Origin of the sequence: Bradyrhizobium liaoningense (assembly GCF_018130825.1) — a bacterium.
Classification (GTDB): Bacteria; Pseudomonadota; Alphaproteobacteria; order Rhizobiales; family Xanthobacteraceae; genus Bradyrhizobium; species Bradyrhizobium liaoningense_B.
The window spans coordinates 328,384-350,859 of the sequence record NZ_JAFCJS010000002.1 but is presented as its reverse complement, the minus strand read 5'-3'; the positions used below and the strand labels follow the sequence as shown (position 1 = coordinate 350,859).

Here is a 22,476-nt window from a genome sequence, read left to right as displayed (position 1 = left end):
AGGCAATCGCGCTGCAGTGCGACATGCACGGCTTGCACGTTTGTGTACAAACGGTATCGTCGCGGCGTAGAATTTTTGCGACTGCATGGTCTTGGGCTTGGGAACAGGGATGACGCAGACACCGATCCGCCTCACCGTGAACGGCAGGATCCACGAGGTCGCTGCAGAGCGCCAGACGCCGCTGCTCTATGTGCTGCGCAACGATCTCGCGCTCAACGGTCCGAAATATGGCTGCGGTCTCGGCGAATGCGGCACCTGTACTGTCCTGATCGACGGTACCGCGGCGCGCTCCTGCGTAATTCCGATCGGCGGCTGCGCCGGACGCGACATCGTGACGCTCGAAGGCCTCGGCACGCGTGACAAGCCCGATGTCGTGCAGCAGGCCTTCATCGACGAGCAGGCCGCGCAATGCGGCTACTGCCTCAACGGCATGATCGTGACCACCAAGGCGCTGCTCGCGCAGAACCCGCGTCCGACCGAGCAGGAGGCGCTGGCGGCGCTGCGCTACAATCTCTGCCGCTGCGGCACGCATGTCGAAATCCTGCGCGCGGTGATGCGCGCATCCGGCCAGCTCACCGAGGCCGCGGATTGATGGCCTCCCCTGTTTCGAACGGAGCTGAGCGGCCATCCGGCTCGCTTGTCGTCGCCCGCAGTGTGGACGAGGTCACATCCGAGACCTTCGTCCGCATCACCGCGGACGGTTCGGTCACGGCCTATAACGGCCATGTCGATCTCGGCACCGGCATCCGCACTGCGCTAGGCCAGATTGTCGCCGAGGAGCTCGACGTCTCCTTTGCGCGCGTCGTCGTCGTGCTCGGCGACACCTCGGTGGTGCCGAACCAGGGCGCAACGATCGCGAGCGAGACCATCCAGATCACCGCCGTTCCCCTGCGCAAGGCCGCGGCGCAGGCGCGTCATTTCCTGATCGCACGCGCGGCCGAACGGCTGGAGCTGCCGGCCGCCGACCTCAAGATCGAAGACGGCCTCGTGCGCGGACACAATCGCAGCGTCAGCTATGGCGAGCTGATCGGCGGCGAAGAGATCCGGCTCGAGCTCGAAGACGACGTCACCGTGAAGCCCGTGGGCGACTACGCCATCGTCGGCCACTCCGTCCCGCGTGTCGACCTGCCGGCCAAGGCCACGGGCGAATTGACCTTCGTGCACGACATTCGGGTGCCAGGCATGCTGCACGGCCGCGTGGTGCGGCCGCCCTATTCCGGCGTCGATGCCGGGCCGTTCGTCGGCACCAGCCTGCTCGCGGTCGATGAATCCTCGGTGCGCGACATTCCCGGCCTCGTCGCCGTCGTCCACATCGGCGATTTCGTCGGCGTCGTTGCCGAGCGCGAAGAGAATGCGATTCGCGCCGCCGAGCAGCTCAAGCTGAGCTGGAAGCCGACGCCCGCCCTCACCGACCTCGCCGATATCGAGACCGCGCTGCGCGCCAATCCGTCGACGCCGCGCACGCTGATCGACAAGGGCGAGGTCGACAAGGCAATTGCCGGCGCGGCCAGGCCGATGCAGCGCACCTACGTCTGGCCGTACCAGATGCACGCCTCGATCGGCCCGTCCTGCGCGGTCGCCGACTTCCAGGACGGCAATATCCGCGTCTGGTCGGGCACGCAGAACCCGCACGTGCTGCGCAGCGATCTCGCACTGCTGATCGAGCGTCCCGAGAGCGAGATCGAGGTCGTCAGGCTGGAGGCCGCCGGCTGCTACGGCCGCAACTGCGCCGATGACGTCACCGCGGATGCCCTGCTGCTGTCGCGCGCCGTCGGCCGCCCCGTCCGCGTGCAGCTGACGCGCGAGCAGGAGCATGCCTGGGAGCCCAAGGGCACCGCGCAGCTCATCGACGTCAACGGTGGCCTCGATGCCAACGGCGGCATTGCGGCTTACGATCTCGCCACGCGTTATCCCTCGAACGCCGCCCCGACGCTGGCGCTGCTGCTGACCGGCCGCATCGCGCCCGATCCCGCCGTGCTGCAGATGGGCGACCGCACCGCGATCCCGCCTTACGACTACGACCACATGCGCGTCGTCGCCCACGACATGGCGCCGATCGTGCGCGCGTCCTGGTTCCGCGGCGTCTCGGCGCTGCCGAACACCTTTGCGCATGAATCCTACATCGACGAGGCCGCGACCGAGGCCGGCGTCGATCCGATCGAATATCGCCTGCGCTATCTGAAAGACCCGCGCGCCGTCGATCTCGTCAATGCGGTCGCCGAGCGCGCGGGCTGGGCGCCGCGCCCGGTTCGCGAAGAGAAAGATGGCGAGATCGTGCACGGGCGCGGCTTTGCCTATGCGCTCTATGTCCACAGCAAGTTTCCCGGCTATGGCGCGGCGTGGTCGGCATGGGTGACGGACGTCGCGGTGAACAAGACCACCGGCGACGTCAGCGTGACGCGCGTCATCGCCGGGCAGGACTCCGGGTTGATGATCAATCCGGACGGTGTGCGCCACCAGATCCACGGCAACGTCATCCAGTCCACCAGCCGCGCGCTGATGGAGGAGGTCTCGTTCGAGCGCGGCGCGGTGGCGGCGCGCGAATGGGGCGCCTATCCGATCATCCCCTTCCCCGACGTCCCCAAGATCGACGTGCTGATGCTGCCGCGGCAGGACCAGCCGCCGCTCGGCGTCGGCGAGTCCGCTTCCGTGCCGAGCGCAGCGGCGATTGCCAATGCGATCTTCGATGCCACCGGCGTGCGCTTTCGCGAGCCGCCGTTCACGCCCGAGCGCATCCTCAAGGGCCTACACGGTGAGGCAGCGGCGACACCGCAGGCCCTGCCCGCGCCCGCAGCCCCGCCTCCGCCTCGCATCTGGGAAAATCCGTTCGCCAAGCGCGCCGGCATCTACGCGACGATTGCGGCGGTCTGCACCGCTGCAATTGGAATTGGCGCCGCGTTTCTGCCGGGGCGCGCCATTGCGCCCATCGCACGCCCCGATGCGTCGGTCTATTCCGCGGCGACGATCGCGCGCGGAGAGCAGCTTGCCGCGCTCGGCAATTGCGCGGAGTGCCACACCAGCCTTGGCGGCGTGCCCAACGCGGGCGGCCGCGCGCTTGAGACGCCGTTCGGCACGATCTATTCGACCAACATCACGCCCGACGTCGAGACCGGCATCGGCGCCTGGTCCTATCCCGCCTTCGAACGCGCGATGCGCGATGGCCTGCATCGCGACGGCCGCCAACTCTATCCCGCCTTCCCCTACACGCATTTCGCGAGGACTGGCGATGCCGACATGCAGGCGCTCTACGCCTACCTGATGGCACAGCCCTCGGTGCGCGCGACGGCGCCCGCCAACACGCTCGCCTTCCCGTTCAATCTCCGTCCGCTGCTTGCGGGCTGGAACGCGCTGTTCCACGGGACGAGCGAATTCAAGCCCGATCCCACAAAATCCGAGGCGTGGAATCGCGGCGCCTATCTCGTCGAGAGCCTCGGCCATTGCAGCGCCTGCCATTCGCCGCGCAATGCGCTCGGCGCCGAGCAGCGCAATGCCTATCTTGCCGGCGGCTTTGCCGAGGGCTGGGAAGCCCCGCCGCTGACTTCGCTCTCGCACGCGCCGATCCCGTGGAGCGAGGACGAGCTCTACGCTTACTTGCGCACCGGCCATTCGCGCTATCACGGCGTCGCCGCCGGCCCGATGGCGCCGATCGTCAGGGATCTGAAAGCCCTGCCCGACCAGGACATCCGCGCGATGGCGGTCTATCTCAACTCGTTCAACGACGGCGCAGCCGAGACGCCGGACGCGGTTGCGGCACGGCTAGAAAGCGCGACACAGGTCACCGTCGCCTCCTCCACTGGCGCGCGTCTCTATCACGGCGCCTGCGCCGTGTGCCACGAGGTCGGCGGCCTGCCGCTGTTCGGCAGCAGGCCCTCGCTCGCGCTCAACAGCAATCTGCACAGCGCGACATCGGACAATCTCGTGCAGGTGATCCTGCACGGCATCACTGATCCCGTGTCGAGCGATCTCGGCTACATGCCGGCGTTCAGGAACAGCATGAGCGACGCACAGGTCGAGGAGCTCGTCACCTTCCTGCGCAAGCAGTTCGCGCCGGACAAGCCGGCGTGGAGCGGCGTGCGGGAGACGATCGCAAGGCTACGATCGTCCACGCATTGAGAGAAGCGCGCAATCAGCCGTGCTTCTTCACCTCCACCGGCGGTGTGCCGTGGGTGTGGAAGGACTCGATCGTCTTCAATCCCCAGGCCTGGCCCTTCTTGCGCTCCTCCTCGGTCCACACGATCGGCTTCCAATCGGGCGCGAGGATCAGGCGCGCGCCGGCATTGGCGACCTCGACGCGGTTGCCGCCGGGCTCGTAGACGTAGAGGAAGAAGGTCTGCTGGATCGCGTGCTTGTGCGGGCCGGTCTCGATATGCACGCCATTCTCAAGGAAAATATCTGCGGCGCGAAGAATCTCCTCGCGGCTGTCGAGCGCGTAGGTGACGTGATGGAAGCGGCCGGGCGTGCCGGAATGATCGAGCGAATAGGCGAAGTCGTAGCTCTTGTTCGACATGGTCAGCCACATCGCCGCTTCCCGGCCGTCGTTGAGCACGATCTGCTCGGTGAGCCGGCAGCCGAGATAGTTTTCGAAGAACTCGCGGTTCGCCTTGATGTCGACGGCGAGGCAGTTGAGGTGATCGAGGCGGCGGACATTGACGCCGCGCGCGGGAAAGCGCTGCGCCTGGTTCTTCAGCGCGGGCTTCAGCTCCGGCGGCGCCTGATACCATTCGGTCTCGTAATAGAGCTCGACGATGTGCCCATCAGGGTCGCGGCAGCGGAACGTCGGCCCCTGCCCCATGTCGCCGTCGATCCAGCCGATGTCGAAGCCGGATCCTTTCAACGCCGCAACACGGCGCTCCAGCGCCTGCTGGCTGCGCGCGCGCAGCGCCATGTGCTCCATGCCCGACGTCTTCGATGCCGTCAGCTTGAGCGAATAGCGCTCGTAATCGTCCCAGCCGCGCAGGTAGACCGACTCCCCTTTCTGCCCGCTGACGGTCATCCCCATCACGTCGACGAAGAATTTCAGGCTCTCGTCGGGCTTCGGCGTCAGCAGTTCCATATGGCCGAGATGGGCGAGATCGAGGATCGGTTCGGGCTGCATGATTTCCTCCAGGGCTTGTCCAGTAAGGCGTGGCTGCTTTTCCGCCTGACCGACGGTGCCATTCATTGGGGCACAAAGAGGGGCGCCCCTGCGCGGCAGCGATGGTTACGATTTCATTTGTACTAATGTACAAATGATTAGGTCCCGTCAACAAATGAACCGCGGCGCCCCTTGCGAATGGCCCCGGCTGCTCGCGTGGGTCCTCCCGACGGACGTCAGCCTGCCCGGATGGTAAAATCTTCCTTAAGACCGCCTCGCCCATCCCCGGCCTCGAAATGCAGTATTTTCCTGGCGTTTCGACCCCAAAATTTGCATTTGCGACAAAGCTTGCGACCGAATTACCGCGGATTTAACGGAGCGGGCGCGCCCGGCGTTTAACCGTTTGTCCAGCGACGGCCACGCATAGTCTGGAACAAATTCCTCGCTCTTGCCGGGTTCATTCATCGTGACATCCTTTGGACGCGTGATTTCGGTACGTGGATCGCTCGCCCGGGTCGGGCTTTTGGCGACCAGCCAGATGCCGATCTCGGAGGTTCGGGCCACCGTCGGCCGCTTCGTCAGCATTCGCTGCGCCAGTTCGGTCATCGTCGCGATGATCACCGAAGTCTCCTGCGAGAATTTGTCGAGCACGGACAATTACATCGCCATCGCCTCGGTCGACCTGCTCGGCGAGATCCTGAACGCCGCCGACAAGGCCAAATTCCAGCGCGGCGTCACCAATTATCCGACCATCGGCGATGCGGTCGAACTGATCACGAGCCAGGAGCTGCGCACGATCTACGCGCCGACCGGATCGGACCAGATCAACGTCGGCTTCCTGCAGCAGGACCGCTCCGTCGTCGCCTATGTCGACGTCGAGGAAATGCTGTCCAAGCATTTTGCCGTGCTGGGTTCGACCGGCGTCGGCAAATCGACCGGCGTTTCGCTGCTGCTCAACGAGATCCTGAAGGCGCGGCCGAACCTGCGCATCTTCCTGCTCGACGTCCACAACGAATACGGCCGCTGCTTCGGCGACCGCGCGCTCGTGCTGAACCCGCGGAACCTGAAGCTGCCGTTCTGGCTGTTCAACTTCGAGGAAATCGTCGACGTGCTGTTCGCGGGCCGCCCCGGCGTGCCGGAGGAGCTCGATATCCTCGCCGAGGTGATCCCGCTCGCCAAGGGCGTCTATACCCAGTACCAGAACGCCGACCGCATCGGTCTGAAGCGCATCGATCCCAAGCAGGTCGGCTACACCGTCGACACGCCGGTGCCGTATCGCCTCGTCGACCTGTTGTCGCTGATCGACGAGCGCATGGGCAAGCTGGAGAACCGCTCTTCGCGCATCATCTATCACAAGCTGATCTCGCGCATCGAAGCGGTGCGCAACGACCCGCGCTACGCCTTCATGTTCGACAACGCCAATGTCGGCGGCGACACCATGGCCGAGGTGATCAGCCATCTGTTCCGCCTGCCGGCGAACGGCAAGCCGATGACGGTGATGCAGCTCGCCGGCTTCCCGGCCGAAGTCATCGATTCCGTCGTCTCGGTGCTGTGCCGCATGGCCTTCGATTTCGGCCTGTGGAGCGACGGCGTCTCGCCGCTGCTGTTCGTCTGCGAGGAAGCGCACCGCTACGCCTCAGCCGACCGCAATATCGGCTTCGGCCCGACCCGCAAGGCGGTGTCGCGCATCGCCAAGGAAGGCCGCAAATACGGCGTCTATCTCGGGCTGATCACCCAGCGTCCGGCCGAGCTCGACGCCACCATCATCTCCCAGTGCAACACGCTGTTCACGATGCGTCTTGCCAACGACCGCGACCAGGCGCTGCTGCGCGCCGCGGTATCGGACGCGGCCGCGAACCTCTTGTCCTTCGTGCCCTCGCTCGGCACCCGCGAGGTGCTGGCGTTCGGTGAAGGCGTCGCGTTGCCGACCCGGTTGCGCTTCAAGGAGGTGCCGCCGCACCAATTGCCGCGCGGCGAAGCCACCATCAGCAGCGTACCGTCGGTCACCGCCGGTCACGACATGCATTTCGTCAGCGCCGTGCTCGAACGCTGGCGCGGCGCCACCTCGCAGCGCGATTCCTCTCCGAACGATCCGGTGTTCTCGGCTCCGCCCACGAAGACGATGTCCAGCCTCGAAGCCCCGATGCTGCAGCCGTCGATGGGGCTCGATCCCGACCGCTTCTCGCTGCTGAAGAAGCCGCTGCGGTAAGGCAACGCTCGCGCTCCAAGCACACTGTCATGCCCCGGCTTGACCGGGGCATCCAGTACGCCGCAGCCTCTCTGCTCGATCACTAACGCCTCTGGAATACTGGATCGCCCGATTAAATCGGGCGATGACGCGAGTGTGTGGCGCCCGCCCCTGGCATACCGCGGCACGTTGAGGCCGCCGCCCGCATCGACTATGGTGGCCGGCCCCCAGCCGGAATCCATGCACATGACAAAAACCGCAGCGCAACGCTTCCCCGCTCCCGCTCTCGACACGCTTCCCGAGGACATCCGCACCCGTCTCCTCGCCGTGCAGGAGAAGAGCGGCTTCGTGCCGAACGTGTTCCTCACTTTGGCCTATCGCCCTGACGAGTTCCGCGCGTTCTTCGCCTATCACGACGCGCTGATGGAGAAGGACGGCGGCCTGACCAAAGCCGAGCGCGAGATGATCGTGGTGGCGACCTCGGCCGCCAACCAGTGCCAGTATTGCGTGATCGCGCATGGCGCGATCCTGCGCATCCGCGCCAAGAATCCGCTGATCGCCGACCAGGTCGCGGTGAACTACCGCAAGGCCGACATCACGCCGCGCCAGAAGGCGATGCTCGATTTCGCGATGAAGGTCTCGGCCGATGCGCAGCGCGTCTCGGAGGAGGATTTCGCCGCGCTCCAGCCGCACGGCTTCAGCGACGACGACATCTGGGACATCGCCGCGATCTCCGCGTTCTTCGCGCTGTCGAACCGGCTGGCGAATTTCACGGGCATGCGGCCGAACGAGGAATTCTATCTGATGGGACGCCTGCCGAAAAAATGACCGAGCTTGATTGGCCCGATGTGCTGCTGCGCCTCGGCGTTGCGACGCTCGCCGGCGGCGCGATCGGGCTCAACCGCGACCTGCAGGGCAAGCCGATCGGGCTGAAGACGCTCGGCATCGTCGGACTCTCGACCGCGACCGTCGTATTGCTGGCCGTGCAGTTCGCCGAGGCCGGCAAGATCACCGATGCGGCGAGCCGCGTCATCCAGGGCATCCTCACCGGCATCGGCTTCCTCGGTGCCGGCGTCATCGTCCACGAAAGCGAGAGGTTCCGCGTCCGCGGCCTGACCAGCGCCGCCTGCACCTTCCTGGCCGCCTGTCTCGGCATCGCCTGCGGCGTCGGCCAATGGAAGATCGTCGCCGTCGCGCTGACACTGGCCTTCGTGCTGCTCACCATCGGCCGCCGCATCGAGCGTTGGCTGCACCGCATGCTCGGCGGCAGGGACGAGACGCATGACGTCGGCAGCGGCCCGGAAGAGCGGCACCCGTAGCAACCCGTTCGACGGTTCAGTCAGTGCGAGCGACCTGCGCGGCGCCAGTAGAAGACCGCAAGCGCGACCGGCAACGAAAGTGCCAGCCACGACAGGCCATCCCAGATCCCATCTCCAACGAGCGCCAGACCGAGTCCCGCGGCGCAGACCAAGCCGACGAGGAGCGGCACCCGGAACACATCCCAGGCACTTCTATGGTGCCGGACCCGGTTAGGAACGTCCGCCTTGGAAACGGAAGGGAGCATGGGACTAGGCACCGACTGCTTCGGTCCGGCCTGCGTCGATCGGCTTGCGGCGGGCCGACGACCTTCTCCTCGCCGCCCAGAGATAGATTCCACTGGCGAGGACGATGATCGTCATCACGTCCAGGACCGCCCAGACGATCTTCAGCGGAAGCCCGCCATAGTCGCCGAAATGCAGCGGACGCGAGACCTGAAGCGTCTTCAGATACCATGGCACTTCGGGCGCGACGATCGTCTTGCCGTCATTGGCGTCGACCAGCATCGGCTGGAGCATGCGCGCCGTGAAGGGCGTCGCGCCCTTGGTCCAGACGACGAGGTGCTGCGGGCTGCCGAAGCGCGCCGACGTCGGCATCGTCACCGAGGTGACGAGGCGATCCGGAAATCTCGCACGGACGAGTTCGACCGCGGCTTGAACCGACGGGATCGGAGCCACGGGCTTGCCCAGATGAGGCGCCAGCAACACGGGAATGAGCTGCGCCCGCCACAGGTCGAACAGCGGCGTCGCCAGCGTGTTGATCATGCCGGTGAGGCCCACCACCATCGTCCAGGTCACGGTGACGATGCCGAGGAGATTATGAGTGTCGAGCCATTTGACGCGGGGCGACGTCCGCCGGCGGATCGTGCCGAAATCCAGCCGCCGCATGAACGGCCAATAGACCACCACACCGGATATGATCGACATCACGAACACAAGACCCATCGCCCCGAGAAAGAGCTCGCCGGGGAGCCCTGCGAACATGTCCTTGTGAATCCGCAACACGATGTCCATGACGTCCTGATGCGGAGCCTCCTCTCCGAGCACCTCGGCCGTACGCGCATCGAGAGTCAGGCGATGGAAATTCCCGGGCGCCGGGACAGCGGTCGGAGACACCGCGACAGTCACCAGCGGCTCGGTCTGCTTGAGGTTGAGAAGCAGGACAAACTGGCCGGGAAAGCGCGCCTGCGCCGCCGCGATCATCCGGTCGAGCGAGAGACGCGGCGTTCCTTGCGGCATCGCGGGCGCCGCGATCTCGTCCTCGAGCAGATCGTCGATCTCGTCGTGAAAGACCAGCGGAAGCCCCGTCACGCACAGCATCAGCAGGAACAGCATGCACACCAGCGACGTCCAGGTGTGAATGCGGGACCAGAGCCGGATCGTGCGTGCCTGAACCATGCGTCTACCAGCGATAGCTGAGCGTACCGGTGACGGTGCGCGGGCTGGTGTACTGGCAACCACCATTCGTCGTGCAAGCGAGGGTGACGCGGTCGGCGATGTTCTTCACGTCCAGAGCCAGGTTCACCCCCTTCGGCTGGCGATAATGCAGGCCGGCATCGAACACGACATAATCCGCGTTGACGATGGTGTTGGTGGTGTCGGCAAAGGTCGGCCCGTTGTAGCGAACGCCGCCGCCAAGACCCCAGCCATCCCATGTGCCGCCCTGGACCGTATAGTCGACATAGGCCGATGCGAGCTGGCGAGCCACCAGCGTCGGGACCTTGCCGAGGTCAGCGGCGACGGTGGTTTGCGTCACCTTCACGTCCATATTGGTATAGGTCGCCACCAGGTTCAGCCCCGGCACGATCTGCGCCAGCACCTCGAACTCGACGCCGCGCGAATTGACCTCGCCGAGCTGGGTGTTGAAGTTGAGATGTGCCGGGTCGGTCGTGAGCGAGTTCTGGCGCGTCAAATCAAACAGCGCCACGGTCATCAGCAGGGTCCGCGACGGCTGGTACTTCACGCCGACTTCGTGCTGCTGTGCCGTCGTCGGCTTGAACGGACTGCCCGCGAAATCCGTGCCTGGCGTCGGCAGGAACGCTTCCGAATAGCTGTAATAGGGAGCCACTCCGGAATCGAACACGTAGGAGACGGAGCATCGCTTGCTGAAGGCGGTGTCCCTGGTGTCGGTGGTCTTGTTCGTCAGCAGGGCAAACGTCTTCTGCTCGGAGGCGTCGTACCGGCCGCCCAGCGTGAAGATCCAGTTCTGGAGCTTCATCTGGTCCTGAACGTAGACGCCGACCTGATCGATCGCCTGGTTCGACGAGTTACCGAACAGCGTCGTCGGAACGACAATGGTCTGGTCGTAGACCGGATTGATCCGGCTGAGCGAGGGCGCGACACCGGAATAGGTCCGGTTGGTCATGTCGAGCGTCAGATAGTCGATGCCGGAGACCACCGTATGCTGAAGCGGCCCCATGCTGAACTTGCTGATCAGGTGGTTGTCGGTCGACAGAGAGTCGGACTGCTCCACCGTGCGAACCGCGCGCCGCCCGAACACCGTGAGAGTGTCGAGCGGCGTTCCGGTGAACATCAGGTAACGATAGTCGAGCTCGCTGTGGCCGTAGCGGGTCTTCGACTCGAAGATCAGATTGTTGCTGAAGCGATGCTCGAACAGGTAGCCGACGCGCTCCTGCTCCTGATCGAACTTGTTGTAGCTGGGATCGCCGAGGAACAGCGGTGCCGCGGTGACGCCTGTGATCTTCCCACCCGCCACATGCAACATCGACAGCGGAAAGGCGTTTCCGGTCAGGTCGTGGGTATAGTCGGCGAGAATCGTCAGCGTCGTGTCGTTGGTCGGCTTCCAGGTCACGGCCGGCGCGATATAGGTCCGGTTGTCCTTAACGAAGTTGGAGAAGTTGGCGATCTGCGCGTCGGAATCGCGGAACACGCCGGTCAGGCGGTAGAGCAGCGTCCCGTCCTTGGTCGCGGGCCCGCCGAAATCGAAAGCGCCTTGATAGCGGTCGTAATTGCCGAACTGCCCGACGATCTCGCCGAAGGCCTTGTCGGTCGGCCGCTTGCTGATGACATCGACGAGGCCGCCAGGCGCGCCCTGCCCGTACATGACCGAGCTCGGTCCCTTGATGACGTCGATCCGCTCGAAACCGTAGGGCTCGTTGCGGAAAAGCGAGAAGAAGTTGGGATCGCCGACCTCGCGAAGTCCGTCGCGATAGGCGCCGTAGCCGTTGTTGTCGAAGCCGCGGATGAAGACGTTGTCGTAGCGCGGGTCCTTGCCGCCCGGCTGGATGGCAAGACCCGCGACATACTGCAAGCCTTCGACCAGCGTCGTCACCGAGCGGGCATCGAGCTGATCGCGGCTGACGACGGAAACGGATTGCGGTGTCTCGAGGATCGGCGTGTCGGACTTCATCGCAGCCGAGCTGACGACAGGTACAAAACCCCTCACCGGATCCGTACCGCGTTCCGTTGCAGCGGCGGCCGACTGTGAAGCCGCCTGAGGCGTCTGTCCTGCCGCACGAGATCGGGTGCGCTGGGCGCTCGCCGATCGCGAGCTGCGCGACGCCGTGACCTGGCGTTTGCTTGGGCGGCTTTGCTCGACCACGACGGGCGGAAGATCCGATGCTCCGCTCGCGCTTTGGGCTTGCGCGCTGCCGCCGAAGGCGATGGCGGGAGGAAGCGCGAGAAGACCGCACAAGACCGACACGCGCCCGCGCTTCGTTGCGCGTGCGTCAAACACAAATTCCAGCATTCCCAGTCCCCAAATTTACGGGGACGACCATGCGAACACTCCGAATGCACAATCAAAGATTTTTGGGCGTTCGCGCTGTGGAATCGATATAGATTGGATCTGTTCTAATGAAACAGCGTCGCCGTCTTGCTCGCGTCTTCCGTTAGCTGCATGAATTACGGACCGACAACGGCGATGATGTATCGCCATTCTTCGCGATCATACGGCAGCGCCGCGACCTAGAATCGCAACCGCCGCGCCCACAGCGGCTTCAGCAATTCGAGCAGCGTCAGCAGCAGCAGTCCCGCGCCGAGCGTGATCAACAGATCATCGGCATGCAGCGGACCGAAGCGGAACAGGCTGGAGGCCGGCGGCCAGAGCAGCGCTGCAGCGAGAACGGCGGCGACCGCCGCGAAGATCCAGGCCAGAGCGGGATTTGGCCGGAAGAATGCCGACGCGAACGACGCACTGAAGGAGCGGTTGACGAGGACCAGCGCGACGAAGCAGACCACGAGCGTCACGAAGGCCAGCGCCCTCGCCTCGTCGGAGGCAAGGCCGGAGCGAAGCGCGCCGACGAATATGGTGGCGGTGAGGGCGAAGGCGAGCGCGCCCTGGAGAACGCTCCAGCCGACCAGGGCCCACGAGAACAGCTCGGCATCGGCCCGTCTCGGCGGCCGCGTCATCGCATCGCGCTCGTCGCGCTCCGCCTCGAACACCAGCGAGCACACGGGGTCGATGATCAGCTCCAGAAACGCGATGTGCACCGGACTGAAGATCAGCGGCAGCCCGAACACCAGCGGCAGCAGCGCAAGTCCGGCGATCGGGACGTGAACCGCGAAGATGAAGGCCATCGCCTTGCGCAGATTGTCATAGATGCGGCGCCCCAGGCGAATGGCCGACACGATCGAGCCGAAATCGTCGTCAAGCAGGACGATCGACGACGCCTCGCGGGCGACGTCGGTCCCGCGCCCGCCCATCGCGATGCCGATGTGGGCGGCCTTGAGCGATGGCGCGTCATTGACGCCATCGCCGGTCATCGCCACGATCTCGCCATTGGCCTTCATCGCCTGGACGATGCGCAGCTTCTGTTCCGGCAGGACCCGCGCGAACACGCTGACATGCCTGACGCGCCGTGCAAGCTCCGGATCATCCGCCAGCCTGACCTGATCGCCGGTCATGACGTCCTGGACGTCAAGGCCGGCCTGGTTCGCAATGGCAACGGCCGTTGCTGGATAATCGCCCGTGATCATGACGACGCGAATTCCGGCCGCACGGCATTCGCGAACCGCCTCCGGGACATGGGGCCGCAGCGGATCTGCAAGCCCGACCAGGCCGACAAAGCGGAACGCGAACGCCTGCTGTGACTGCGGGAGCGAAGCGTCGTCGCAGACGGCGACGGCGACGCCCAACACCCGAAGCCCGTCCTTCGCCATCGCGCTGGCGGCCTCTCGCACCGACTCCTGGCTGGCATCGTTCAGCCTGCACAGCCGCGCAACCGCCTCGGGCGCACCCTTGGCGCATGCGACGAGGTCCGCCCGGCCGGCTGTCCACCAGACCTGGGTCATCGCCAGCAGTTCGGGGCGCAGACCGTAGGTGCGCACGAGCGTCCGCTCGCCATCCATGGCATCGCCCTCCTGCAAGGCGTCGTGCGCGAACTGGTGCAGCGCCTTCTCCATCGGATCGAACGGTTCCGGAGAGCTCGCCAGGGCGCCGCAGCGCACCAGCTCGGCGAATTCCGGTCCGGCGCGATCTTCCCCGGCCGCTGGGCGCATCCGCGCCCCATCGGGCAGCCGCAGCTCGGCGACGGACATGCGATTCTGCGTCAGTGTTCCGGTCTTGTCGGTGCACAGGACGGTCGCAGACCCCAAAACCTCGATGGCGGCGGCGCGCCGCGTCAGCACGCGCGCTTGGGAGATCCGCCACGCTCCCATCGCCATGAAGACCGTGAGCACGACGCCGAATTCTTCCGGAAGCATCGACATACCGATGGCGATGCCTGCGAGCAGCGCCTGCAGCCAGTCCCCGCGCAGGACGCCATAGAGTGCGACGGCGGCCATGCTGACCACGGCGCCGCCGAGGAAGCAGAGCCGCACCAGCCTTGCGGTCTGTTGCTGGAGCCGGGGCGGCTCGGCCTGCAAGCCGCGCAACGACAGTCCGATCTTTCCGATCTCGCTGCGCGGGCCGGTCGCCTCGACCAGCGCCAGCCCCTCGCCGCGCACGACGAGCGAGCCGGAATACACGAAGGGCTGATCCTCGCCGCCGGGCCGGTGATCGACTGCCGCGATCATGTCCGCAGCCTGCTTGCGGACAGGCACGGACTCGCCGGTGAGCAGGGATTCGTCGAGTTGCAGATCGTGCGCCTCCACGAGCGCGGCATCGGCGGGAACCCGATCGCCTTCGCCGAGGACGAGAAGATCGCCGCGCACGACCTCTCGGCCCGGAATTCGCCGGCGCGCACCGTCCCGCACCACGAGCGCACGCGGGCTGGTCAGGTCGCGCAGGGCGTCCAGCACGCGCTCGGTCCGGGTCTCCTGCACCACCGTGATCACGATGGACATCGCACCGAAGGCCAGCAGGATCAGCGCTTCCTTGAGATCGCCGAGCACGAGGTAGATCAGCCCACCACCAAGCAGCAGCAGGAGCATCGGCTCGCGCAGCACCTCCACGACGATGCGCAAGGGGCTGCGCCGCTCGGGCCGCGGCAGCTCGTTGGCGCCGTCCTTTTCCAGTCGCGCCTTTGCCTCTGCCTCGCTCAGTCCGGACGGTCGCGCGCGCGTCTTGCCGCTCACGTCTTCCGCCGCAGGCTCCAGAGGCTCCCGGCGAGCAGGACGGCGGTCACGAGCAGAATGGCGACGAAGGTCTGGATGATGGTGAAGTTCAGCGCATCCCGCGCGACGAACAGCGCGGTGATGGCTCCGGCGAGGACGAACAGAATGCGAAGGATCAGGCTCATCGTGGCGTCTCCAGGTCGGCATGATCCGGAGTCCATTTGCCTCCGCGGGAGCGCAACGCTGGTTCGGCAGTCATGCAAGCACACCTTACCCACCGCCGACGGCGTCTCTTTGCGATACGTCAAGATCGCATGCGCCGCTCTGCCGCAGGTTCGCACCGGCCGCGCTCCGACAGCGCACGCCTAAATTTCCTCGACATCGAGCGTGATCGACACCTTCAGGAACGGTGCGCCCTCCTCGCGAACGTCGACGACGACGTGCCGCGCACTGCCCAAGACGAAGGCGTCGCGAGCGACGGAAGCGCCGGTCATGAGCGCCTCCTTGCGCGCGTCGTTCTCGCTCGCAAGATCCTGGCCGTCTTCGTCGGGAAACACCCGGCCGTTCTCGTGGATGTCGAAATGGAAGCGCGGCATCGGCGGCTCAGCGTTGGCGACTGCTGCAGCTAACGGCCGTCGAAATCCGACAGTTCCTAAAGTTTTCCGCTCATCGAGCACGATGAGCCCGAGGGAACGCCCGCGGTCGGTTGGCAGCACCAACAAAAGTTAAGGACAGTGCTCGCGCGGCCATGGTTGTCTTTGCACCGGAAAGGGCAATTCATGACCAGGAAACGCAACCGAACGCGACCACCCCTCTCGCTCCAGGAGCGCTTGAACAAATTCACACGGGACGCCCGCGCCGCCGCGAGCAAGCTGCCGGCCGGCGCCGAGCGCTATACGCTGCTGCAAAAAGCGCGCGACGGCGAGGCCGCCGCGGCGATCGAGCGGCTGCTCTCCTCACCCGGCCCGCAGGATCCTGAGTGATCACACCCCTGCACGGCCCGCGGCTGGGAAGCGCGAGGCCGCTACTGCTTCGCCATCAACTCGAGCGCCGGGGCAAAGCGCTCGGCAAATGTCAGTGTCTTGGCATGGTGAACTGCGGCGAACGAGGCCGAGATTCCTGCTGAGGCGACGGCGAGCAAGGCAATTGCGAAAAACACACGGCGCATTTCTGCCTCCTGAGTGAGCTCGATACCGCAAATAAATGGGCCGGCTCTGTTTCAGGACGGTTTCGTCGATGCGGAAAATGATGTCGCTCAAGCGGCTGTGATGAGAGCCGGCTTATCGGGCCGCATGCCGTAACCAACTAACAATAGTCGCCGTCGTTTTGCAGCGGGCGTGAGCGAAACCGGGAGCTTTGCCCCGTCATCACGATCGTCAATCGCAGGGCCCGCCGCGACAGGCAGCGCTTGCTCAATGCAGCGCTTGCTCAATGCAGCGCTTGCTCAATATGGAGTCGTCGAGGACTACGCAAATGAACGTCGTCATTCAGAAGCTCAATGGTCTGTGGCACCTCATCATCGGATCGTGCCGGATCCGAACGCCCTTCCTGGCCACCCAGGACCGGGCGCTGGTCGTCACCTATGCGCGGCGCGCTTATCCCGGCGCCAAGATCTTCCAGCGCGACTGATATGAGCGGTTGCGCTCAATCGTCGTCCGCCGGCCCGCACCAGCCGGGCAGGTAGACCGCATCCTTGCTCTTGGCCGCGGCCAGGGCCTTCTCCAGCGCCCTGTCGAAATTGGCATCCACCGCCTTGCGCGACAGCTTTCGGCGCAGAAAGTCCGCCCACAGAAATTCGGAGAACGGCGTGGTGTCCTTGGCGAAGCCGCCCATGCGGCGGAGCTCGCCGGCAAGGCTGCGGAAGGGATCATCCTTGAGATCGGCGACCGATTTCGGCAGGTCGCGGAACGGCCGCCGCTCGCCCTTGGAGTCGTATGGGTAGACCCAGCGCTTGTTGTCCATCACGCCCCAGAACGCCTCGCGCTCGACCATGCGGAGGTCGCCGACCACGGTCACCAGCACCTCCTTGATACCCTCGTCGTGCAGCGCGCGGCCGAGATGATGATGGTCGATCACGTAATAGCGCTCGTCAGGACCGTGGACGACGGGGATCATGTGGGTGCCTAGCAGATCGGCTTGCTTCTTCCTGCCGTGCTCGCGCCAGCGCTTGCGCTTCTCCTTGACCTCGCGCATGCCGACCGTCATCTGCGTCGGCCGAAGCGACAGGATCGGCACCGGATGCACTCTCGGCTCGCGCGCGTTGGTCGTGGTCATGGTCGAGGGGCCCCTCACATCGTTGCAACCGGTCGCCCGGGTTCCCTGGATTATGCCATGGGCCCCATGCCGGTAAATGCGTTCGACCTGCACCGGGAGATCACAAGCCGATGTTCACGAGGCTGCACGCGGCGCCATCTTTCGTTGCTGCAACGCAACCCGCACGTCCTGACCAGGGCATGACGCCCCGGCACCGCGATCTCCAGGGTTTCGCGAGGAGGCGTGCAAGAGGCACAATGCACGTACGCGTTGAGAAGATTTTCTGCAACGCTTTCACCACGTGTGCTATCTAAAAATCGCTGCTTCGGAGTGATCCTCGCCCCATGAAAACCCAGCGGCCCATAAGCTCGGATGACGAGCACCGGGTGCTCCAGTTCAGGCCGCGCACGTCGCCCACCCCGGGGGGCAACCGGGGCAACGGCACCGTGCAGCCGCTGCGCGTTGCGCCCGAACCGCTCGACCTGTCGCGCTACGAGCGGCCCCGCGCCGAGCCGGACGAATTCCGCCACCGCATGCTCGCCAACATCGCCGCGCTCGCCTTCACCATCGCGCTGACCGCGATCGGGATCTGGCTCGCGGTCAGCATCGCCGACCTGCGCCGGACCCAGGATTGCGTGCTGATGGGCCGCCGCGACTGCGCCAAGATCACGACGCCCCACATCTAGGCCCCGCCTGCGGCCGGCAGCCCTGCCGGCGGCATCCCCAGCCCTGTCCCTTGCTGTCCCCTTGGGCCCGCCCGGCTCCATTGAACTCAGGGCGGCGCTCCGATATACGGGCTTTCGACCCGGCCAGAGGGGGGTTTGAGGGCGTCATCAGGGGCGCGATGCCCTCCCTTCGCGCCACTCTGGAAAATCTGACAAATATCCGCAATATATCAAAGGCTTAGTGATGTCTTCCACATTCGATCAGGTCGCCACGATCATCGCTGAAACCTGCGACATCCCGCGCGACACGATCACGCCGGATAGCCATGCCATCGATGACCTCGGCATCGACAGCCTCGATTTCCTCGATATCGCCTTCGCGATCGACAAGCAGTTCGGCATCAAGCTGCCGCTGGAGAAGTGGACCCAGGAGGTCAACGACGGCAAGGCGACCACCGAACAATATTTCGTGCTGAAGAACCTGTGCGCGCGCATCGACGAGCTGGTTGCCGCCAAGGGCGCGAGCGCCTAATCGGGCGGCCATGCAACTCGAATACTTCCACATGATCGATCGCATCGTCGACCTCAACGTCGACGAGAAGAAGATCGTCGTCGAGGCCCAGGTTCCCCAGGAGAGCACCGTCTTCGAGGGGCACTTTCCGGGCTATCCCTTGATGCCCGGCGTGCTGCTGATCGAATCGATGGCGCAGGCCTCGGGCTTCCTGCTGCTGGGCGTGCTGAAGTTCGAGCGCATGCCGATTCTCGCCGCCGTGAAGGAGGCCAAGGTGCGCGGCTCGGTGTTTCCGGGCGACCTGATGACCCTCGAGGCGAGCGTGGCTCATGAGGGCTCGGGCTATGCGATGACCGAGGCCAAGATTCGGGTCGGCGGCAAGCTGCGCGCGAATTCGACGCTCACCTTCACGCTGATCCCCTTCCCCAATTCGGATATGCGCGGATACATGGACGCGGTCGCGCAACGCGTCGGCTTTCCGCAACAGGCCGTATCGCCATGACCGACACCGCTTCGAAGCCCGGCCAGACGGAAGTCTGGATCACCGGCATTGGCCTTGCCACCTCGCTCGGCGAGGGCCTGGACGCCAACTGGGCCGCGCTGCAGGAAAAGCGCATCAATGTCGACGAGAAGGGCTTTGCGCCCTACATCGTGCATCCCCTGATGCCCGTCTCCTTCGACAGCCAGATTCCGAAGAAGGGCGACCAGCGCCAGATGGAGGCGTGGCAGCGCATCGGCACCTATGCTGCCGGCCTCGCGCTCGACTCCGCCGGCATCAAGGGCAACAAGGATATCCTGTCGAAGATCGACATGGTGATCGCCGCCGGCGGCGGCGAGCGCGACCTTAATGTCGACACCGGCGTGCTCACGGCCGAGGCCAAGGGGGCCAACGCGCCCGGCTTCCTCAACGAGCGGCTGATGAGCGATCTCAGGCCGACGCTGTTTCTGGCGCAGCTCTCCAACCTGCTCGCCGGCAACATCGCCATCGTGCACGGTCTTGGCGGCACCTCGCGCACCTTCATGGGCGAAGAGGTCGCCGGCGCCGATGCCGCCCGCATCGCGCTTGCGCGCATCGCCTCGGGCGAGAGCGATATCGCCCTCGTCGGCGGCTCGCATAATGGCGAGCGGAAGGACTTGCTCGTTCTCTACGAATTCGGCGACTTCAATCTGAGGGACAAGTTTGCCCCTGTGTGGGCGCGCAAGGACCATGCCGGCTTCGCGCTCGGCTCGGCCGGCGCGTTCCTGGTGCTGGAATCGAAGGCCCACGCCGAAGCGCGGGGCGCAAAGCCGTTCGCGAAGCTGTCGAGCGTCGTCGCCGACCTCGCCCGCCGCAAGCAGCCCGGCGACATGGCCGCAACGCTGGAGAAGCTCTGGGCCAAGCTGCCGAAGCGCGAGGGCAAGGGCGCGATCATCACGGGGGCGACCGGCGCCGAGCCTGCGACCTCGGAAGAGCGCGGCTTCCTGAAGAGTCACGCCGATTTCCCGGTGCGCTCGACCGGCACGATGTTCGGTCACACCATGGAGACGCAATTCCCGCTCGGCATCGCGCTCGCCGCGCTGTCGATCTCGCGCGGTGCGCTGTTCCCGCCGAACGATTCGACCGGAACCGAGATTGAAATGCAGGGGGCGCCCACCCAGATTGTCGTGGTGGGGGCCGGACACTGGCGCGGCGAAGGCATGGCGCTGGTCGAGGCGGTGAGCTAAAGCGCGTTGCGCCTTAGCGGATGCTCTAGCTCTTCTATCGGGGGATCGACATGACTGCACCACGCGACAAATTCGGGCGTCCCGTCGTCGTCGTCACCGGCATGGGCATCATGACCTCGCTCGGCGCCGGCAAGGCCGACAATTGGGCGAAGCTCGTGGCCGGCGAATCCGGCATCCGCACCATCACGCGCTTTCCGGTCGAGGGCCTGAAGACCACGATGGCCGGCACCGTCGATTTCGTCAGCGTCGATCCGTTCTCCTCCACCGCCCTCTCCGAGCGGATGGCCGAGCTCGTGACGCAGGAAGCGCTCGAGCAGGCCGGCATCGGCGCCAAGGCCGATTTCCCGGGCCCACTCTTCCTGGCGGTCGCGCCGGTCGAGGTCGAGTGGCCGCAGCGCCGCGAGCTTGGCCGCGCGGTCGGCGCGCAGGACTTCAACTATGACGATCTGCTGCGCATCTCCGGCGGCGGCAAGTACAGCGCCTATCACCACCGCTTCATGTTCGGCTCGGTCGCAGCCCATCTCGCCGAGACGTTTGGCACCAAGGGCTCGCCGATCTCGTTGTCCACGGCCTGCGCGTCCGGAGCCACCTCGATCCAGCTCGGTGTCGAGGCGATCCGCCGCGGCGAGACCGATGCGGCGCTGTGCGTCGCGACCGACGGCACCGTGAATCCGGAAGCGCTGGTGCGCTTCTCGCTGCTCTCGGCGCTGTCGACCCAGAACGATCCGCCGCAGGCGGCCTCCCGTCCCTTCTCCAAGAACCGCGACGGCTTCGTCATGGCCGAGGGCGCCGGCGCCCTCGTGCTGGAGAGCTACGAGGCAGCCACCGCGCGCGGCGCAAAGATTCTCGGCGTGATCGCCGGCTGCGGCGAGCTCACCGATTCCTTCCATCGCACCCGCTCTTCTCCCGATGGGAAGCCGATCATCGGCTGCATGAACAAGACGCTGGCCGATGCAGGCATGACGCCGGACCAGATCGACCACATCAACGCGCACGGCACCGCGACGCCCGAGAACGACAAGATGGAGTTCAACACGACATCGGCCGTGTTCGGCGATCTCGCGCAGAAGATTCCGGTCACCTCGAACAAGTCGATGGTCGGCCACACCATCTCGGCCGCCGGCGCGGTCGAGGCGATCTTCTCGCTGCTCACGCTCGAGCACCAGCGCATCCCGCCGACGATCAACTACGAGACCCCGGATCCCACGATCCTGTTCGACGTCGTCGGCAACAAGGCGCGCGATGCCCGCGTCACCGCGGTGATGTCGAACTCGTTCGGCTTCGGCGGCCAGAACGCCTCGCTGATCCTGACCCGCGAACCGGCCTGACCGGACGCATGGCGCTGATTTCTCTCGGCGCGAAGATCCGCGCGCGCAATGCTGCCAAATCGATCGGCGGCAGCCTGATCGGCGCCGCCACGGTCGGCATGCTGCGCACCACGCGCTATTTCGATCCGGTCAAGACCTCGGACTTCTTCGCACGCGTCGTGAAGATGATCGGCCCGCGCCTGCGCGAGCACCGCATCGGCCGCGCCAATCTCACCGCGGCGTTTCCGGAGAAGTCGCCCGAAGAGATCGAAAACATCCTGATGGGCGTGTGGGACAATCTCGGCCGCGTCGGCGCCGAGTTCGCCCACATGGACCACGTCTGGGACTACGACCGCGACCATCCCGAAAAGAGCCGGATCGAACTCTCGGCGCGCTGCGTCGAGCTGTTCGACCAGATCCGCGACGACGGCAAGCCGGCGCTGATCTTTGCCGCGCATCTCGCCAACTGGGAATTGCCGGCGCTCGCCGCCGTCTCGCATGGGCTGGACGCCGCGATCCTCTATCGCCGCCCGAACATCGCCTCCGCCGACCGCATCATCCAGGAGATGCGCCAGGTCAACATGGGCACGCTGATCCCGGCCGGCCGCGATGCGCCGCTGCGCCTCGCGCAGGCGCTAAAGGACGGCAAGCACGTCGCGATGCTGATCGACCAGTATCTGACCGGCGGCGTCGAGGTCACCTTCTTCGGCCGCAAGACCCGCGCCAACCCGATGCTGGCCCGTCTGCTGCGCCAGGTCGAATGCCCGATCCACGGCGTCCGCATCATCCGCCTGCCCGGCGGCCGCTTCCGCGGCGAGCTGACGGAAGAGGTCCAGCCGGTGCGCGACGCCGAGGGCAAGATCGACATCCAGGGCACGACGCAGGCGATCACCAGCGTGGTGGAGGGCTGGGTGCGCGAGCATCCCGAGCAGTGGCTCTGGCTGCACCGCAGGTGGCGGTAGTTACTCCGTCATTGCGTGGAGGCCGAGAGCGCGCCTCATT

General features: G+C 65.6%; 21 protein-coding genes. 13 read left to right on the top strand and 8 right to left on the bottom strand.

Features of this window, described 5'->3' with window-relative positions:
- The first annotated feature begins 109 nt into the window (after nucleotides 1–109).
- Complete coding sequence (locus JQ603_RS10115) at nucleotides 110–592, top strand: (2Fe-2S)-binding protein (protein WP_212338949.1); 483 nt, start codon at nucleotides 110–112, stop codon at nucleotides 590–592.
- Nucleotides 592–4,113: a molybdopterin cofactor-binding domain-containing protein gene (locus tag JQ603_RS10110; protein ID WP_212338946.1), complete on the top strand. Its 3,522-nt coding sequence runs from the start codon at nucleotides 592–594 to the stop codon at nucleotides 4,111–4,113. The genes JQ603_RS10115 and JQ603_RS10110 overlap by 1 nt, the downstream gene beginning before the upstream one ends.
- A gap of 13 nt (nucleotides 4,114–4,126) precedes the next feature.
- On the opposite strand, the gene JQ603_RS10105 is transcribed toward JQ603_RS10110, so the two are convergent.
- On the bottom strand, nucleotides 4,127–5,095 hold the full coding sequence (locus JQ603_RS10105) for a catechol 2,3-dioxygenase (RefSeq protein ID WP_145658547.1): 969 nt from the start codon (nucleotides 5,093–5,095) through the stop codon (nucleotides 4,127–4,129).
- 445 nt (nucleotides 5,096–5,540) lie between these two features.
- Here JQ603_RS10105 and JQ603_RS10100 point away from each other — a divergent pair, with 445 nt between their 5' ends.
- The 3 genes from JQ603_RS10100 (at nucleotide 5,541) to JQ603_RS10090 (ending at nucleotide 8,581) form a co-directional block, all read left to right on the top strand.
- Nucleotides 5,541–7,283 carry an ATP-binding protein gene (locus JQ603_RS10100; protein WP_212338941.1) on the top strand — a complete coding sequence of 581 codons (1,743 nt, stop codon included), beginning with the start codon at nucleotides 5,541–5,543 and terminating at the stop codon, nucleotides 7,281–7,283.
- A gap of 225 nt (nucleotides 7,284–7,508) precedes the next feature.
- Entirely contained in the window at nucleotides 7,509–8,090 is a 582-nt protein-coding gene (locus JQ603_RS10095; RefSeq protein WP_211403295.1) for a peroxidase-related enzyme, read from the top strand.
- Nucleotides 8,087–8,581: an MgtC/SapB family protein gene (locus JQ603_RS10090; RefSeq protein WP_212338938.1), complete on the top strand. Its 495-nt coding sequence runs from the start codon at nucleotides 8,087–8,089 to the stop codon at nucleotides 8,579–8,581. The genes JQ603_RS10095 and JQ603_RS10090 overlap by 4 nt, the downstream gene beginning before the upstream one ends.
- 249 nt (nucleotides 8,582–8,830) lie before the next feature.
- Here JQ603_RS10090 and JQ603_RS10085 read toward each other — a convergent pair whose 3' ends face one another.
- The 5 genes from JQ603_RS10085 to JQ603_RS10065 form a co-directional block, all read right to left on the bottom strand.
- On the bottom strand, nucleotides 8,831–9,976 hold the full coding sequence (locus tag JQ603_RS10085) for a PepSY-associated TM helix domain-containing protein (protein WP_212338937.1): 1,146 nt from the start codon (nucleotides 9,974–9,976) through the stop codon (nucleotides 8,831–8,833).
- 4 nt (nucleotides 9,977–9,980) lie between these two features.
- Entirely contained in the window at nucleotides 9,981–11,948 is a 1,968-nt protein-coding gene (locus JQ603_RS10080; RefSeq protein ID WP_212338935.1) for a TonB-dependent siderophore receptor, read from the bottom strand.
- 557 nt (nucleotides 11,949–12,505) lie between these two features.
- Nucleotides 12,506–15,055: an HAD-IC family P-type ATPase gene (locus JQ603_RS10075; RefSeq protein ID WP_212338934.1), complete on the bottom strand. Its 2,550-nt coding sequence runs from the start codon at nucleotides 15,053–15,055 to the stop codon at nucleotides 12,506–12,508.
- A complete protein-coding gene (locus JQ603_RS10070; protein WP_165405372.1) occupies nucleotides 15,052–15,219 on the bottom strand; it encodes a hypothetical protein in 168 nt (55 codons plus the stop codon). The genes JQ603_RS10075 and JQ603_RS10070 overlap by 4 nt, the downstream gene beginning before the upstream one ends.
- Before the next feature lie 180 nt (nucleotides 15,220–15,399).
- Nucleotides 15,400–15,630, bottom strand: a complete 231-nt coding sequence (locus tag JQ603_RS10065) for a DUF6894 family protein (protein ID WP_212338925.1) — start codon at nucleotides 15,628–15,630, stop codon at nucleotides 15,400–15,402.
- A gap of 234 nt (nucleotides 15,631–15,864) precedes the next feature.
- On the opposite strand from JQ603_RS10065, the gene JQ603_RS10060 reads away from it, so the two are divergent.
- Nucleotides 15,865–16,017 carry a hypothetical protein gene (locus JQ603_RS10060; protein WP_245003535.1) on the top strand — a complete coding sequence of 51 codons (153 nt, stop codon included), beginning with the start codon at nucleotides 15,865–15,867 and terminating at the stop codon, nucleotides 16,015–16,017.
- Nucleotides 16,018–16,058: 41 nt separating this feature from the next.
- Here the strand turns inward: JQ603_RS10060 and JQ603_RS10055 are convergent, their stop codons facing one another.
- Nucleotides 16,059–16,202: a hypothetical protein gene (locus tag JQ603_RS10055; protein ID WP_212338917.1), complete on the bottom strand. Its 144-nt coding sequence runs from the start codon at nucleotides 16,200–16,202 to the stop codon at nucleotides 16,059–16,061.
- Nucleotides 16,203–16,507: 305 nt separating this feature from the next.
- Between JQ603_RS10055 and JQ603_RS10050 the strand changes: the two genes are divergently transcribed.
- The gene (locus JQ603_RS10050; protein ID WP_212338915.1) at nucleotides 16,508–16,663 is read left to right on the top strand and encodes a hypothetical protein; all 156 of its coding nucleotides are present in this window, start codon (nucleotides 16,508–16,510) and stop codon (nucleotides 16,661–16,663) included.
- Nucleotides 16,664–16,678: 15 nt separating this feature from the next.
- Here JQ603_RS10050 and JQ603_RS10045 read toward each other — a convergent pair whose 3' ends face one another.
- Nucleotides 16,679–17,308 carry a ParB-like protein gene (locus JQ603_RS10045; RefSeq protein WP_212338912.1) on the bottom strand — a complete coding sequence of 210 codons (630 nt, stop codon included), beginning with the start codon at nucleotides 17,306–17,308 and terminating at the stop codon, nucleotides 16,679–16,681.
- 323 nt (nucleotides 17,309–17,631) lie between these two features.
- Between JQ603_RS10045 and JQ603_RS10040 the strand changes: the two genes are divergently transcribed.
- The 6 genes from JQ603_RS10040 (at nucleotide 17,632) to JQ603_RS10015 (ending at nucleotide 22,436) form a co-directional block, all read left to right on the top strand.
- Nucleotides 17,632–17,973: a hypothetical protein gene (locus tag JQ603_RS10040; RefSeq protein WP_212338908.1), complete on the top strand. Its 342-nt coding sequence runs from the start codon at nucleotides 17,632–17,634 to the stop codon at nucleotides 17,971–17,973.
- Nucleotides 17,974–18,196: 223 nt separating this feature from the next.
- Nucleotides 18,197–18,484, top strand: coding sequence for an acyl carrier protein (locus JQ603_RS10035; RefSeq protein ID WP_007592476.1), 288 nt, complete (start codon nucleotides 18,197–18,199; stop codon nucleotides 18,482–18,484).
- 10 nt (nucleotides 18,485–18,494) lie between these two features.
- Nucleotides 18,495–18,965: a 3-hydroxyacyl-ACP dehydratase FabZ family protein gene (locus JQ603_RS10030; RefSeq protein ID WP_212338905.1), complete on the top strand. Its 471-nt coding sequence runs from the start codon at nucleotides 18,495–18,497 to the stop codon at nucleotides 18,963–18,965.
- On the top strand, nucleotides 18,962–20,167 hold the full coding sequence (locus JQ603_RS10025; protein WP_212338902.1) for a beta-ketoacyl-ACP synthase: 1,206 nt from the start codon (nucleotides 18,962–18,964) through the stop codon (nucleotides 20,165–20,167). Before JQ603_RS10030 ends, JQ603_RS10025 begins: the two co-directional genes overlap by 4 nt.
- 50 nt (nucleotides 20,168–20,217) lie before the next feature.
- Nucleotides 20,218–21,495, top strand: a complete 1,278-nt coding sequence (locus tag JQ603_RS10020) for a beta-ketoacyl-ACP synthase (RefSeq protein WP_212338900.1) — start codon at nucleotides 20,218–20,220, stop codon at nucleotides 21,493–21,495.
- Nucleotides 21,496–21,503: 8 nt separating this feature from the next.
- A complete protein-coding gene (locus tag JQ603_RS10015) occupies nucleotides 21,504–22,436 on the top strand; it encodes a lipid A biosynthesis lauroyl acyltransferase (protein WP_212338897.1) in 933 nt (310 codons plus the stop codon).
- Nucleotides 22,437–22,476: the final 40 nt, after the last annotated feature.